At 74.1% G+C, this 15,578-nt stretch carries 10 protein-coding genes; all 10 read left to right on the forward strand.

Features of this window, described 5'->3' with window-relative positions; translation table 11 throughout:
• Nucleotides 1–266 precede the first annotated feature (266 nt).
• The 10 genes from ACSNOB_RS02935 (at nucleotide 267) to ACSNOB_RS02980 (ending at nucleotide 15,515) form a co-directional block, all read left to right on the forward strand.
• Nucleotides 267–911, forward strand: coding sequence for a LysE family translocator (locus ACSNOB_RS02935; protein ID WP_436685022.1), 645 nt, complete (start codon nucleotides 267–269; stop codon nucleotides 909–911).
• Between the two features lie 239 nt (nucleotides 912–1,150).
• The gene (locus ACSNOB_RS02940) at nucleotides 1,151–4,288 is read left to right on the forward strand and encodes a non-ribosomal peptide synthetase (RefSeq protein WP_436685023.1); all 3,138 of its coding nucleotides are present in this window, start codon (nucleotides 1,151–1,153) and stop codon (nucleotides 4,286–4,288) included.
• A complete protein-coding gene (locus ACSNOB_RS02945; RefSeq protein ID WP_436685024.1) occupies nucleotides 4,285–5,598 on the forward strand; it encodes a condensation domain-containing protein in 1,314 nt (437 codons plus the stop codon). The genes ACSNOB_RS02940 and ACSNOB_RS02945 overlap by 4 nt, the downstream gene beginning before the upstream one ends.
• On the forward strand, nucleotides 5,595–5,843 hold the full coding sequence (locus ACSNOB_RS02950; RefSeq protein WP_436685026.1) for a phosphopantetheine-binding protein: 249 nt from the start codon (nucleotides 5,595–5,597) through the stop codon (nucleotides 5,841–5,843). Before ACSNOB_RS02945 ends, ACSNOB_RS02950 begins: the two co-directional genes overlap by 4 nt.
• Nucleotides 5,840–7,012, forward strand: a complete 1,173-nt coding sequence (locus tag ACSNOB_RS02955; RefSeq protein ID WP_436685027.1) for an acyl-CoA dehydrogenase family protein — start codon at nucleotides 5,840–5,842, stop codon at nucleotides 7,010–7,012. The genes ACSNOB_RS02950 and ACSNOB_RS02955 overlap by 4 nt, the downstream gene beginning before the upstream one ends.
• 5 nt (nucleotides 7,013–7,017) lie before the next feature.
• Nucleotides 7,018–9,405 carry an amino acid adenylation domain-containing protein gene (locus ACSNOB_RS02960; protein WP_436685052.1) on the forward strand — a complete coding sequence of 796 codons (2,388 nt, stop codon included), beginning with the start codon at nucleotides 7,018–7,020 and terminating at the stop codon, nucleotides 9,403–9,405.
• On the forward strand, nucleotides 9,402–10,649 hold the full coding sequence (locus ACSNOB_RS02965) for an MFS transporter (protein WP_436685028.1): 1,248 nt from the start codon (nucleotides 9,402–9,404) through the stop codon (nucleotides 10,647–10,649). Before ACSNOB_RS02960 ends, ACSNOB_RS02965 begins: the two co-directional genes overlap by 4 nt.
• Nucleotides 10,627–11,457: a thioesterase domain-containing protein gene (locus ACSNOB_RS02970; RefSeq protein WP_436685029.1), complete on the forward strand. Its 831-nt coding sequence runs from the start codon at nucleotides 10,627–10,629 to the stop codon at nucleotides 11,455–11,457. Before ACSNOB_RS02965 ends, ACSNOB_RS02970 begins: the two co-directional genes overlap by 23 nt.
• Entirely contained in the window at nucleotides 11,454–14,291 is a 2,838-nt protein-coding gene (locus ACSNOB_RS02975) for an L-tyrosine/L-tryptophan isonitrile synthase family protein (protein WP_436685030.1), read from the forward strand. The genes ACSNOB_RS02970 and ACSNOB_RS02975 overlap by 4 nt, the downstream gene beginning before the upstream one ends.
• A gap of 309 nt (nucleotides 14,292–14,600) precedes the next feature.
• The gene (locus ACSNOB_RS02980) at nucleotides 14,601–15,515 is read left to right on the forward strand and encodes a DMT family transporter (RefSeq protein ID WP_436685031.1); all 915 of its coding nucleotides are present in this window, start codon (nucleotides 14,601–14,603) and stop codon (nucleotides 15,513–15,515) included.
• The last annotated feature ends 63 nt before the right edge of the window (nucleotides 15,516–15,578 follow it).

Below are 15,578 nucleotides of genomic sequence, written 5' to 3' on the forward strand. Positions count from 1 at the left end.
TCAACGTCGTGTCCCGACCGCCCAGCGGCGGAGGACACCGAGTATCGTGCCACGCCCGCACCGCCCAGCCGGGCCGTCGGCACCGTCTCAACCCCGTTGGCTCTGGCGTGGACGTCGGGTACCGACGTCCACGCCCGAGCGAGGCAGGAGGATGCCGGGTGGCGGCCGTGACCAGTACCTCGGCCACCAGCCGCTCGTGATCTGCCCCCGAAGACGAGCCCGGGTATGCGATTGAGGCGACGATCAGCCGACGGCAGGATGAGCCGATGGATCTTCTCGCGACGCTGCCCGGGTTCGTGGTGGCGGTACTGCTGATCTCCGCATCCCCTGGCCCGGCGATGGCGCTGATCTTCCGCCGGGCGGCGCTGCACGGTCTGCGCGCGACCGTGCCGACCGTGCTGGGGTTGGAGGCGGGCCTGTACGTGTGGGCGCTGTGCGCCGGGGCGGGTCTGGCCGCGCTGGTGGCCGCCTCCGAGGTGGCCTTCGTCGTGCTGCGCGTTGCCGGTGCGCTGTTCCTGCTCTACCTCGGCCTCAAGGCGTGGCATACCGCCTGGCGCAGCCGGGCCCACACCGAGGCCGCCACGGTGACCTCGATCCCGGAGGGTCAGCCGCGCTGGGCCGGGGCCTTCGTCGAGGGAGTGGTGGTGATGCTGGCGAACCCCAAGGCCGCGGTGTTCATGATCGCGTTCTATCCGCAGTTCGTGCCGGCGGACCGTCCGCTGCTGGCCACGACCGCGCTGCTGGCGGCGGTGCAGGTCCTGGTCGAAACAGCGTTCTATCTGACCCTGGCCGCTGCCGTGGGCCGGGCAGGAGCCTGGTTCCGCCGACCGGTGATCCGGCGCCGCCTCGACGCGGTCAGCGGAACCGTGCTCATCGCGTTGGGGCTGCGCATGGCCACCACCGCGCGGTGACGCCCTCCTGACCGTGACGGTTGGCTTCAGCTCACCGAGCGTCCCGCCGGCCGCGGCCAACCGCTTCGCCAAAGGGGTCAGCCCACCCTCCGCCGCACCGCCCCTCGCCGACGGCCGCGAGGGGCGGTGCGGCCGTTCCGGAGGCCGCGGCGTGACAGCGGCGTGACAGCGCGACGGAAGCCGGACGTCAGCGCCCGCGCCCAGACTGGCGACGACCACCGAGGAGGGATCGTCGCCGCATGTCAACCACGTCGAGGACGTTCGCACTGTCCGCCCAACAGGAGCTTGTCTGGCTGCACCAGCGGCTGTCGCCGGACAGCGCGGCGTACCACTTCACGGCGGTCTTCGACCTCGACGGCGTGCTGGACCGCGACGCGCTGCGCCGGAGCCTCGAACAGGTCGTCGCAGGGCACGACGCGTTCCGGCTGGCCGTCTCGGCCGACGAACCCACCCAGCGGATCGTCGACGGCGACCTCCGCGTCCACCTCGACGAACTGGACCTGCGTGACGCCACCGATCCCGACGCGGACTTCCTGGACGCCCTCCGGCGACACGCGGCGCAGCTCTTCCGGCTCGACGCTGCGCCGTTGGGTCGCTGGCTGCTGGTCAGGCTCGCCGAGCACCGACACCGGCTGGTGCACTCCGAACACCACCTGATCCACGACGGACGGTCGTTCTCGACCTTCGTGGAGGCGCTGTTCACCACGTACCGGGCCATCACCACCGGGCGGGAGCCGAGTCCTCCGCGCGCGCCGGGCTACGCCGAGTACGTCCGGCACTGCCAGCAGCCGGCGTACCGCGCCGAGGTCGCCGAGGCCCTGTCGTGGTGGCAGGAGGAGCTGGCGGGCACCGACTTCGCCGCGACCTTCCACGGGCTGGCCCGGAGCCGGGCGCCCCGCCGGGACTTCGCCGGCGGCCAGCTCCGCCGGTCGCTGCCACCCGATCTCGTCCGGGCCCTGCACGAACGCGCCGCACGGGACGGGCACACCCCGTTCGCGGTCCTCTACGGGCTCTTCGCCGAACTACTGCGTCGGCACCACGGCCGGGACGACTTCGTGCTCGGCACCGCCGTCGGCAACCGGCCGCCCGCCTTCCGCCACACCATCGGGATGATGGTCAACAGCCTTCCCGTACGGCTCCGGCACGAGCCCGGATGGAGCGGGACGGACCTCGTCGACGTCGCCATGCGGAGCCTCTTCGCCGCCCTGGACCAGCAGGCCGCCCCGGTGCACGAGATCGTCCGCCGGCTCGGTGCCAGCACCGGGGACCTGGACAACCCGCTGTTCCGGGTGATGTTCAGCCAGCACGACAGCCCGCTGCCCCGGTGGACCGTTCCCGGCCTCGACGTCAGCGTGACCGAAGGGATCAACCTCCAGTCCGCCCGGTTCGACATCGACGTCGTCGTCATCCCCGGCCACCGCGCTCTCGGCGGCGGTCACACCGAGGCGCTGACCATGGTCTGGGACTACTCCACCGAGCGATTCACCCCGGCGGCGGTCGCCCTCCTGTCGGCACGGTACGAGCGGCTGCTGCGCGCCTACCTGGCGGCTCCCGCCGCACCCGTCCGGGAACTGCCGATGGACGAGCCACCCGCCGTGGCGGCGAGCGAGCGCGCGGCCGCCCCGCCGGTGGCTGATCGACTCCGCGCGGCCTTCGCACGCTTCGGCGACGCGGTCGCGATCCACCAGGGCTCGAACACGCTCAGCTACGCCGATCTGGCCGCGCGGGTCCGGCAGGCCGGTGCGGCGCTGCACGACGCGGGGGCCCGCCCGGGACACGTGGTGGCCGCGGTCCTGCCCCGGGGCGTGGACGCCATCGTCTACCTGCTGGCCTGCCTCGACGCCGGCATCCCGTTCGCGCCGCTGCCGGTCGACACCCCCGACCCGCGCGTCGCGCGCGTGGTCGAGCGCCTGCGTCCCGTCCTGCTCATCGCCGAGCCCGACCGATGCGCGCGACTCCGCGAGGCCCCGACGAACGTCGTCCCGGCCGGCTGGACCAGGTCCGACGCGCCGCCGCCCACGGCGCGCACGATCGACGCCGCGTACGTCATCCACACCTCCGGCTCCACCGGGGTGCCCAAGGCGGTCGCGGTCTCCCGGCCGTCGCTCGACGCGGCCGTCGACCGGACCGTCGAGGCTTTCGCCCTGACCAGCGCCGACCGGACGCTGCAGTTCACCAACCCCGCCTTCGACGTCTTCCTGGAGGAGGTGCTGCCCACCCTCGTGCAGGGCGGCGCGCTGGTCCTTCCCCGGGTGGACGTCCCGAGCGGGGCCGAGCTCGCCGCGTTGCTGCTGCTGCGCCGGGTGAGCGTGCTGAACCTCCCCACGGCCTACCTGGCGTCGGTCGTCGCCGATCTGTCCGCCGGCCTCGCCGACCGGGACCACGCCCTCCGAATGATCGTCGTGGGCGGCGAACGGCTTCCCGCCGAGCTGGCCCGCGAGACCGCCGCGATCGCCCCCGGCCTGCGGGTCTGCAACGCCTACGGGGTCACCGAGGCGACGATCACCTCCACCCTGCACGACGTCGTGCCGATGGCGCCGACCGAGGACGAGGTACCCATCGGGCGTCCGCTGCCCGGTGTCCGGGTGGTCGTGCTCGACGACCGGGACGTGCCGCAGCCCGCCGGCGTACCGGGGGAGATCGCCATCGGCGGCGCGGGCACCGACTGCTGGTACGTCGACGAGCCGGAGCTGACCGCCCGACGGTTCCGACCGCTCGCCGGCGGAGGGGAGCCGTACTACCGCTCGGGCGACATCGGCTACTGGCGCCCCGACGGGACGCTGTGCTTCGTCGGACGACGGGACCGGCAGGTCAAGGTACGCGGCCACCGCATCGAGCCCGAGGAGGTCGAACTCGCCGCCAGGCGAATCTCGGGCGACCGCGAGTGCGCGGTGCTGCTGGTCGGTTCGGCCGCCGAGGCGCGGCTGGTCGGCTTCGTCGAGGACCCGCCCCCCGGCCTCGTCGACCTCCTGCCCCGGCGCCTCGGCGAGACCCTGCCGCGGGTGTCGGTGCCGGACCAGTGGATCGCCGTACCCGCGTTTCCCCGCCAACCCGGCAGCGGCAAGGTGGACCGGACGGCCCTGCGCCGGATCGCCGTCGACCGGCCCGCGCCGCCCGCCCCCGATGTCGCCGATCCGGTCCTCAACCTGGTGCTCGCCGCGTACCGCGATGTGTTGGGACGCGACGTCGACGCGCAGGACGACTTCTTCGACCTGGGTGGGCACTCCCTGCTCGCCGCCCGGGTCGCCGGCCTGATCGAGGGCGGGCTCGGCCGGCGCGTGCAGATGCGACTCGTCTTCGAACGGCCCCGCCCCGCCGAGCTGGCCGAGGCGATCCGCGACCTGCCCGCCCCGGCGCGGGCGGCGGGTGCGCGGTGACCGTCGCCGGCCGGCTGCGGGTGCCGTACGCCAGCCGCTTCGCGCGGGCCTGGCCCGACGGCCCGCCGCCGGACATCCTGCCGGCCGCCAGCGCGCAGCGCCGGTTCTTCCTGATCAGGGAGGTGACCGGGCGGAACCTCGTGGTCCCGCTGTCGTTGACGGTGCGCCCCGGCATCCTCGACGCGGAGACGGTACGCGCCGCCCTCGGCCGCGTCGTGGCTCGGCATCCCGCGCTGTGGTGCCGGGTCGACGAGCACCGCGGTGTGATCGTGCAGGCGAGGCGTCCGGACCCGCCGTGCCAGGTCGACGAGGTGACCGCGGGCGACGACGGTCAGCGGACGGAGGCGGTCCGGTCGGCCATCGCGCGCGCCGAGCGCAGCGACTCCGGGCCGGTCAGCGCCCGTCTGATCCGCGGCGCCGACGCGGACCGGCTCCTGTTCGTCTTCGACCACGCGGTGGTCGACGAGAGGTCGCTGCGGATCTTCCTGTCGGACTTCGCGGCCGCCGCCGACGGGCAGCCCCGTCCCGTTCGCCCGCCGTCGGGGTGGGACGAGTACCGCGACGCGGTGCGGCGACATGTCGACGGGGAATCGGCGGCGGCCACCCCGGAACGGCTCGGGTACTGGGTCGATCGGCTCCGGTCGGTGGCCGCCCGGGACACCGACGACACCGGGCACCAGCCCGGCGCCCCGGACACCGGATCGAACGTCGTCCCCGTCGACGCGGTCGCGGTGGCCCCGTCCCTGCGGCCGACGCTCTTTCCGCGACTGCTGGCGGCCCTGCACCGGGCCCTGCGGGACGCCGGACGTCCCGGTCCGACGAGTGTCGGTTACGCCTGGGGTGCTCGCGGCGCCGGCGCGGAGCACCTCATGGGCTGCTTCATGAACACGACGATCTCGGTCGACGAGCCCGACCCGGCGGCGGATCCGGCCGCCGCCTGGGCGCCGTTCCTGACCCGGTTCTGGTCGGACATCGAACACGCGGAGACCCCCTTCGACGAGGTGGTCCTGGCGGTCGGCGACGCCACCCGCACCGGCTGGTCCGGCAACCCGGATGCCCTGCTCGCCTTCGAGGACGTGTCGCGCCGCCCCGTCATCCGGATCCGCGACACCGTCGCCGCCGAATGGCTCCCACCGTGGCTCTCGCCGAAGGCGGCCCTCGGCGGGACCGCGCAGTTCGACGGCGCCGTCGTCCGCCCCCGCCTGGTCCACGACCCGGGCCGGGTTCCACGTTCGTACGCCACCGAGACGGCCGCCGCGTGGCGCCGCCGGCTCCACCAGGTGCTGCCACCTGAGAGGAAGGGCTCATGACAGTTCAACACACGCAGCTGGACATTCCCGCCACGGTCCGCCGGGCCTGGGAGGACTGTCTGGACATCCGCGAATCCGCGCTCGACGACGACTTCTTCGCCCTCGGCGGCAACTCGCTGCACGCCGCGGAGCTGATGGCGGAACTGAGTGAGCAGTTCGGGCGGCGCCTCCGGCTGGCGCTGCTCATCCGGCACCCCACCCTGCGTGGGCTGACCGCCGCCGTACGGGAGGTGATCGAGGCGTGACCAGCACGTCCCCGGTCAGCCGATACCTGCGGGACCACGTGCCGATCGTCGATTCCTTCCGCAGCTTCGTGGCGCGCGAACTCGTACCCATGGCCCGGGAGCTGGGAGTCGACGAGCCGGCGGCCATCTCGCCCGACGACCGCCGCCTCGTCCGCCGGCGCTCGGCGGACCTCGGGTTCTACGCCGGTGACTACCCCGAGTCGGTCGGGGGGCAGGACATGCCCTTCACCGCGAAGCTCATGATGCACGAGTACGCCGAGGCGAGCGGCTGCCCACTCGCGCCGACCGCCCTCTGCAACGCCGAGGGACCGAGCTGGCTGCTGCTCACCGGCGACCCGCAGCGCGACGACCGCCACCTCCGCCCCCTCGTCACGGCCCGGGCCACCCGGTGCCTGGCCCTCACCGAACCGGACGGCGGCTCCGACGCCTTCGCCCTGGCCACGACAGCGAGCCGGAAAGAGGGCGGCTGGCTCCTGCGGGGGCGCAAGGCGTTCGTCTCCAACGCCGACCAGGCGGACCTGACGCTCGTGGTGGCCCGCATCGACACCGACCCGCCCCGTCGCTCGCCCGGGATATTCGCCGTGCCGGCCGGCACCGCCGGGCTCGTCGTCGGCCAGCGATTCGACGGCATGTCGGGGGAGCCGGTCTTCGAACTGCTGCTGGACGACGTGTGGGTCGACGAGTCGGCGCTGGTCGGTGCCGCCGACGCCGACGCCCCCGACTGGCGCAGCGCCGAGGCGTTGGCGCGGGGCCGCCTCCTGGTCGCCGCGCAGTGCAACGGGATGGCTGCCCGGGCGCTGGCCCTCGGGGTCGAGGTCGCGCGCACCCGGTCGTCGTTCGGCCGGCGGATCGGCGAGCACCAGCACGTCCAGGAACACGTCGTGGCGAGCCGCCTGGCCCTGGAGTCGGCACGCCTGCTGACCGCCGCCGCCGCCCAGCACTTCGACGAGGGCGACGACGTGGTGGAGTTCGCCGCGCTCGCCAAGCTCGCCGCCAGCGAGGCCGCCTGCGAGGTCGTCAACCGGATGCTCCAGGTGCACGGCGCCGTCGGCTGGATCCGCGGTCATCCCCTGGAGTACCTGTACCGGCAGGTGCGCGCGATGACCATCATCGAAGGAACCTCGGAAGTGCAGAAGGTCATCATCGCGAACTCGATGGGGCTGGGGTGACCGGCATGCTCGGCCAGCCGCCACCGCCCGCGTGGTTCGACACCGCCCGCCCGTTTCCCCGGCACCTCCGGGTCCACGACCTGGTGTCCGCCGCCGCGGACCGGGTGCCCGACCGGCCGGCGCTCGTCACCGACGACGGCGTCGCCTACACGCACCGCGACCTGGACCGTGCCGCCGGCCGGACGGCGGCGCACCTCCGCGACCGCGGTGTCGGCCGTGGCGCCTACGTCGGGCTGCTCTCCGGGCACCACCCCGAGGCCGTCCGTGGCCTGCTGGGCGTGCTCCGCGCCGGCGCGGCCTACGTGCCGGTCGATCCCCGCTGGCCGCTCGACCGGATCGGCCGGGCGCTGCGCCAGGTCGACTGCGCGTGCGTGCTGGCCGACGTGCGGCACCTGCGGACCGCCTTCGAACTCGCCGACCTCGTGCCGACCCTGCGGGACATCGTCGTGCTCGACGGGCCGCCGACCGCCGTCGACCGGGCCATCGCGCCCGAGGCGGTGGAGGACCTGTGGGACACCGTCGCCGCCCGCGACGACCTCGGCGCGGCGGCCGGCTTCAACCTGCGGGCCGGGGCGCCCACGTTCACCGGGCGGGACATCGACGCCTATCGCGACCACGTGGTCGCCCTCGCCGACGCTCTGGTCGACCGGCGCAGCCGGGTGCTCGAGATCGGCTGCGGCGCCGGGCTCATCCTGCGCGCCCTGGCCGGCAGGGTGTCCGAGTACGTCGGCGTCGATCCGTCGTCCGTCGCGATCGGCCGCAACCAGGAGTGGGCCCGACAGGCCGGCGCTCCGGTCACCCTGAGGGTCGGGTTCGCCCACGAACTCGCCACCCTGGTGACCGGCGCCTTCGACCTGGTCATCCTGGCCAGCACCGCGCAGTTCCTTCCCGGGCCGCGATATCTGGAGCAGGTCCTCCGCGAGTGCGGCCGGATGCTCACCCCCGGCGGCCGGGTGATCGTCGCCGACGTGATCGATCCCAGCAGCGGCGACGACCCGGGACTGCTGCGCCTGCCGACCCGCTTCTTCCGTAACCTGCGCGGGCCGGGTCTCGGCGCGGCCCAGGTGCTGCACAGAACGGGCAGCGCGCTGCCCGCGCCCCTCGCCGAACGCTACGACGTGCTGCTGAGCGCCGCCCCGCAGGACAACGCCGGGCACGGCGCGGAGCGGGTCGACACCATCCCGGAGGACACATCCGGGCACGGCGCGGAGCGGCTCGACATCACCACGGTGGACGGCGACGCCGTCGTCCCGGCCGCCGCCCCCCACTGCACGGCCGAAGACCCCGCGTACTGCATCTTCACCTCCGGGTCGACGGGCGACCCCAAGGGCGTCGTCGTGCCGCACCGCGCCGTCGTCAACCTGATCGACTGGGTCAACCGCGAGTTCGGCGTCACCCCGGACGACCGGCTGCTCTTCGTCACCTCGTTCGCCTTCGACCTCTCCGTGTACGACATGTTCGGCGTGCTCGCCGCCGGCGCGTCGGTGCGGCTGGTCGGTGACCGGGAACTGGCGGACCCGGACCATCTGGTCGACCTCCTCCACACCGAGGAGATCACCTTCTGGGACTCGGCGCCGGCCGCCATGGCGTACCTGCTGTCCGCGACGGCGGGGCGGACGCCCGGAGGGGAGCCCGCGCTGCGGCGGGTCTTCCTCAGCGGCGACTGGATACCCCTCGGCATGCCCGCCGAGATCCGGCGCCACTTCCCCCGCGCGGAGGTCGTGGCACTCGGCGGAGCCACCGAGGCGACGGTCTGGTCGAACTACTACCGGGTCGGCGCGGTCGACCCGTCGTGGCCGAGCATCCCGTACGGGCGCCCGATGCAGAACGCCCGATACCACGTGCGCGACGAGTCTCTGCGGCCCTGTCCGGTCGGCACCCCGGGGGACCTCTATATCGCCGGGGAGTGCGTCGCCCTCGGCTACGCCGGTGATCCCGCCCTGACCGGCCGGCGCTTCATCCGCGACCCGCACGATCCCGACGGCGCGACGATGTACCGGACCGGGGACCGGGCCCGCTGGCTGCCCGACGGCAACCTCCAGTTCCTGGGCCGCGCGGACCACCAGGTGAAGATCCGCGGGTACCGGATCGAGCTGGGCGACGTGGAGTCGGCGCTGTCCCGCCATCCCGCCGTCACGGAGGCGGTGGCCGTGGTGGCGGGGCGGGCGAGCGGCGCCGACCTGGTGGCGTTCTACACCTGTCGCTCCGATCCGGTCGCGCCGGAGGACCTGCGCCGGCACGCGGCCCGGACGCTGCCGAGCTACATGGTTCCCGCCGCGTTCGTCCGGCTCGACGCCCTGCCCGTCACGGACAACGGCAAGGTCGACCGGGCCGCCCTGCTCCGGTCGGCCGCCGGCGGGCGGCCCCGGCGGGCGGGCACGGGCAGCCGATGACGGCGGCGCCGCGGCTCGGCCGTGACTTCCGGTGGTATCTCACCGGCCACGCCGTGTCGTCGTGGGGATCGGCCTTCACCCTGTTCGCCATCCCCCTGCTGGTGTACCGGCTGACCGGCTCCGCCCAGGCGCTCGGCACGGCCGTCGCGGTGTCGTTCGCGCCGTACCTGCTCTTCGGGCTCGTCCTCGGCGCGGTCGTCGACCGGACCGACCGGAAGGCGTTGATGGTGCGGCTGGAGCTGGCCCGCGCCGCACTCCTGCTGATCGTGCCGCTGCTCGCCGTCGCCGGTCTGCTGCGGGTCGGCACGCTCTACGCGCTGTCGTTCCTGCTCACCACGATGCGCATCGCGTTCGACGCGGGGCGGTTCGCGGTCGTCGCGACGCTGGTCGGACCCGACGACCTGGTGGCGGCGAACGGCAGGCTCGAGGCGGTCTCCGCCGCCGCCCGGGTGCTGGGGCCGGTGCTCGCCGGCGCGGTCGTCGCGGTCGCGCCGATCGTCGTGTGCCTGGTCCTGGACGCGGTCACCTATCTGGTGTCCGCGGCGTGCCTGCTCGCCATCCGCCGGCCGTTCCGCGCGCCGTCGCCGGGGCGACGGCCGCTCGCGGGCGTCGGCCCGGAGATCCGGGAGGGGCTCCGGTACGTCGTCCGGCACCCCGTGCTGCGCACCGTCTCGCTGATGATGGTGCTGGCCAACCTCGTCGACGCCGTCACGCTCGCCCTGCTCGTCGTCCTGGCCAAGCAGCAGCTCGGGGCGAGTGACACCCAACTGGCGTGGCTGTACGCGGCCGGTGCGGCCGGCGTCCTCGCCCTGGCGACGCTGGCCCCCCGGCTCCGCGCGGCGTTCTCGTTCGCGCAGGTGGCGGTCGGCGCGCAGCTCGGCACCGGCCTGCTCACCGTGGCGTTCGGGCTCAACCGGTCGTACGTCGGCGGGCTCGTGCTGTGGGCGCTCGTCTGCGGCCTCGGCGCCACCATCAACATCGCCGCGACCAGCCTCCGGCAGCTCATCGTGCCGGACCGGTTGCGGGGCCGCGTGATGACGGTCGCCGCGGTGCTGGCCTGGTCGGCGGTCCCGGTCGGGGCGGTGGCCGGCGGCGTGCTCACCGAGCGGTTCGGTCCCACGGCGGTCTGCGTGGCGGCCGGGCTGATCGCCGTGCTGGTCGGGGCCGCCTTCCTCAACAGTCCACTCCGGCGTGCCGACAGCAGCCGACGGGAGAGAGCCGATGCAGCAGGATCCTCAGTTTGAAGCAGTGTGGGCGACCGGCGCGCCCCGGTCGAGGGGCGCGGACCTGCCCAGCCTGACCGTGCTCCGCAAGGGCGTCGGGCGGCCCGTCTTCTGGGTCCACTGGGCAACCGGGAACGTCCGCTTCGTCAGTGACCTGCTCGGCGCGGCGGTCACCCGGCCGATCTACGGCTTCGAGCCACGGGGCCTGCGCCAGCGCGACCTGCCGTTGCTCTCGGTCGGCGACATGGCCGACCGGTACCTCGCCGAGCTGCGCGCCGCGCAACCGGAGGGACCCTACACGCTGGTCGGCGCCTGCTCGGGCGGTCCGACGGCGTACGAGATGGCGCACCGGCTCGCCGCCGACGGTGACGTGATCGAGTCACTGACCGTCGTCAACAGCTTCCGACCCGGGACCCGGGAGTTCGGTGCCGGACTGGGCCCGGCCGACCTGTACGACATGCGGCTCGGCTGGCTGCGGCGACTGCTGGGCGCCGAGCGCCTGCTCGGGGCGGAGCACCGGGCGATGCGCCGGCTGCGCGACGTCCACCAGGTCGACCCCGACGCGGACGAGGCCGACTTCTTCTGGTACCAGGTGCTCTGGGCCGCCAACGCCTTCGCGCAGGAGAACTACGATCCGCCGCCCTACCGTGGCCCGATCACACTCTGCCAGCTCCGGCGGCACGCCCATCGCCCGGAGCTGAGCTGGCGGGAGATCGCTCCCGAGTCCGAGACGGTCCTGTTCGAGGCGGACGCCAGCGTCTCCGTGATCGGCGATCCACGCTTCTGGGCGAGGCTGCAGACCCAGCCGGTCACCGGGATGCCCGGATGACGCTGACCGGAAGGCACCTGGACCGCAGCGGACCCGCCGCACCGGGCGCGAGCGGTGACGGGCCCTGGCCGTCGCGGGAGAGCACCGCCGACGGCCGCCCGGCGGGGGAGAGCAGCATCGCGCAGGACCCCATCCTCCGACTGCACGCCGCGCGGTACACGTCGCTGCGGGCCGACGCGACACCGCTCGGGCTGTCCTCGGTGCATCCCGCGTTCGGGCCGGACACGCTCGCCGTCCCCCCGCGCGCCCTGCTGACGCCGTCCGGCCCCGGCGGGCGGCCGGCGATCCGGGAGGCGGTCGGCGGCCGCGACGACAAGGACCTGGACGACCTCGACTACTTCGTCGAGTTCATGGCTCGCCCGGTGGTCGCCGTCTTCCGGACGCTCCTCGACCGCCACGGCACCCTCGTCGAGACCGACGGGGCCGGGGCGTGGCGCTACGAGTTCTCCGGGCAGGGCCAGCCGACGGGCAGGGTCCTGCTCGCCGCGCCAGCTCCGCGCGGCACGCCGACGGTCGCCGCCGTCACCGCGGCGGTCACCGCGCTGCACGACGTCCTGCGGGCGCTCGCGCAGGCGGTGGGCGAGGGCGCCGGGGCCGACGCCCGGGTCGATGCCGTCGTCGCCGAGGAACTGCGCTTCCTCCGTCCCCGCACCGTCGCGCTGCTGACCGGCCAGCACCCGTGGCGGACGTACGCGCACGCCGTCCCCGTCGAGCAGGACGCGGTGCTGCGTGGCGTGCTCGACCGGGTACGCGCCCGGGCGCAGGCCCGGCGTGACCGGCCCGCCCTCCCGCCGCCGACGGTGGTGATCGACGTCGACTGTTGCGCGCTGGTGCCGACCGAGCGGGCCGTACGTGCGCTCCGCGAACTGCGCCTGCCGGCGGCGCGGGGGGCCGGCGGGCGACCCGTGTCCGTCGACCCCGGCGCGTTCGCCGTGCTGCCGTCCGACAGCCGACCCGCCTGGGACCGGTTCGTGCGCCGCAACGGCCTGGACCTCGCCTGGCCCGGGGTGGACTGGGCCGGCGCGTACGCCGAGTTCCTGCGGGGCTTCTACCGACCCTGGGACCGGCTCCGCACGGACCGGGTGTCGCCCGGCCTGAACCGGTTCGTCCGCGACGTCGAGCGGATCGGCGGCGTTGTCGTGCTCAACACCGGCCGCCGGGACCGGGTCCGCGCGCACACCCGCGACGTCCTCGACCGGTACGGCATCGGACATCTCCCGCTGCTCACCCAGCCCGATGACCGAACCGCCCCGGTCGCCGACCTCAAGGTCGCCAACCTGAAACGCGGCGGCCCCTGGGACGTCGTGGCGGTGTTCGACGACAACCTCGCCAACCGGCGGGCCATGGCCGCCGCCTACCCGGAGGCGCTCGTGGTGGCGGTGGAACCGCCGAACTTCACCAGCGACCGCCCGGAGGGGGCACCGCCCGCCGACCGGGCACCGCTGATCGCGACGTTCGAGCGACTCCCCGATCCTCTGCCGCCGTCGCGGCAGCCGGCGGGACCGCAACTGTCGTACGCCCAGTCGGTCGCCGGCCTGCACCTACCCGAACTACGGCCGCGACTGGCCGCGCGGAGCTACCAGGTCCGGCTCTCCGCCGCCCAGTCGACCCGGCTGGTGGCCCGGCTGCTCGACCAGGCGCGCGGCCACGCCCGCAACACCGCCGAGGGCGCGCGCCGCTGGCTGCGGCAGGAGACCGGCGCGGCGGAGACCACGGACGCGGCCGTCGCCCGCCTCGTCCACCACATCCTGACCCGCAAGCAGTTCCACCGCGGGTCGCGGTCGCGCTATCCGCTCTCCGCGGCGATGAGCGACACCCTGCCGTTCATCCGGCGCGGCCAGCCGATCCGCCTGGTGCTGGTCGCTTTTCCGCTCAAGCAGTCCAGCAGCGGCCTGAAGGCCGAGGGCGCCCTGCCGGACCTGGCGGAACTCGCGGCCCTGGTCCGGCTGGTCGAGTTGCGACACACCATCGCGCAGGTGTACCCGCCGGGCATCCGGCTGCGGATCCTCACCGATCCCACCCACTACCGGAACCGGCCGCCGGACTCCTTCGACGCCTACCAGCGCAAGCTCCGCGAGTACCGACGGTTGGTGGGCGCCGACGACTTCGTCTCGTTCACCGACGTGGACGAGGCGGCGTACGCCGGGCTGGGGCTCACCCCGGCGACCCGGCGTACGCTCCTCGAGCGGTACCGCCAGGAATACCGCACCACCCTCGCCGGCCTCGACATCACCGACCAGCCGGTGCGGACGCTGGCCCGCGCCAGCGCCGTGGATCCCGGGGCCGACGGGCAGGCGCCGCCGTTCCGCGACATCTTCACGTCGTTGCTGCACTCGGTGGCGGTCCCCGGACCGCCCGGCCCTCGCCTGACATGGTCCCAGCGCGTCTACGCGGACATCTACCAGCTCGACGGCGAGGATCCGGCCGAGGTGCTCGCGGCGCGGCGGCAGGTGCTGCGCGTCGTCTGGGCCGACACGATCGACTACCTGGCGGCGGCGCGCGCGGACCACGCGTTGGGCTACGACCGGATGTTCCCCGACCGGGTCCGCCTGACCGTCAACCAGCCGAGGCAGGGGCGCTGCGGATTCGCCCCGCTCGGTGGGTCCGTGCTGCTTCCGTGGCACGGCACGGCCGCGGTCACCCGACGCGGTGAGATCTCGGTCGACTTCGTCGTCTCGCTGCGCGACCAGGGCTTCGTCCCGGTGTACTCGCCCCTCCTCGGCGGCGAGCAGGCATGGTTCTTCGTGCCGGTCACCAACACCCTGGCGCACGGTGACCGGGGCGCGGAGATCGAGCCCGCCCTCCTCGACGCCATCCGGCTGCGGCGCCGATGACGTGGACGCCCGCCCCGACCAGCCGCCGGGCGGTCGGACGCCACCCGGGTGGCAGCCGTCGCCCGGCACCCGCCAGCCTCAGGGGCGGGATCAAGCCCGCCCGATACGGGATGGCGCCGCTACCGGGTCACCAATAGGATCAGAGCATGCACCGGACCTTCGACGTCGTCGCGCCGCCACGCTCCTGAGCGGGGCGTCCCTGCTCATCGCGTTCAGCCGTTTTACGGGCTGAACGCGCGGTTCACGCATCGTCGAGGGCACGTCCCGCTTCCGCGACTCATTCCATCTCGTCGCAGGAGCGATTCCTTCATGCTTGTCTCCGAACACCCGGTGGTCGCCGCTCGACGCCCCGCCACCGGCCTGTGGTTGCTCGTGTCCGCAGGCGTGCTGTGGGGCACCGGTGGTCCCTCCGGCAGCCTGCTCGCCCTCGAAACGGGGTTGTCGCCGCTGGCGGTGGCCGCGTACCGGCTTGCCATCGGCGGCACCCTCATCGCCGTCCCGCTCGTGCTGACCCGGCGGGCGCTGCCGCGCAGCCGGGCCGCCTGGACCCGGATCACCGCGATCGGGATCCTCGCCGCAATCTTCCAGACCTGCTTCTTCGCCGCGGTGTCGCTCAGCACGGTGAGCCTCGCCACCCTGCTCACCATCGGCGCCTCACCCGTCCTGGTCCTGGTCGCCGAGTGGATCACCGGCCGGCGACGGATCAGTCTGCCTGTCCTCTCGACGGTGGCACTGGCCGCCACCGGTCTGGCCTTGCTCGTCGGCGTACCGCCCAGCGGTCACAGCGCCTCGGGCGTGCTTGCCGGAGCCGCGCTGGCGTTGCTCTCAGCGGGCTGCTTCGCCGCCATGACCTTCGTCAGCGCCCGCCCCGTGCCCGGCCTCGACGACCTCGCGGCGACCGGGCTCGGCTTCACCATCGGCGCCGCCGCGCTCGCCCCGCTCGCCACCGTGACGTCGGGCATGAGCTTCAACCCGGGCTGGACCTCCGTCGGGCTGTTGCTTCTCCTGGGCACCGCGCCCACCGCGCTGGCCTACACCCTGTACTTCCGAGGGCTGCGTACCACCTCGGCCGGCACGGCAGCGCTGATGGCGCTGCTGGAACCACTTGTCGGAACGGTCCTGGCGACCTGGATCCTCGGCGACCGTCTCAGCCCCACCGGTCTCGTCGGGGGCGGGCTGCTCGCCACGGCCCTCCTGCTCCACGCCCGTTACTCACCCCGCTAGCCGTCCGGGGCCCGGGCCAGGACTGCGGCAGACAGCCTGCCCGGGCCCCGGACGTCGCCGTGC

It is taken from the genome of Micromonospora sp. URMC 106, assembly GCF_051386395.1.
Classification (GTDB): domain Bacteria; phylum Actinomycetota; class Actinomycetes; order Mycobacteriales; family Micromonosporaceae; genus Micromonospora.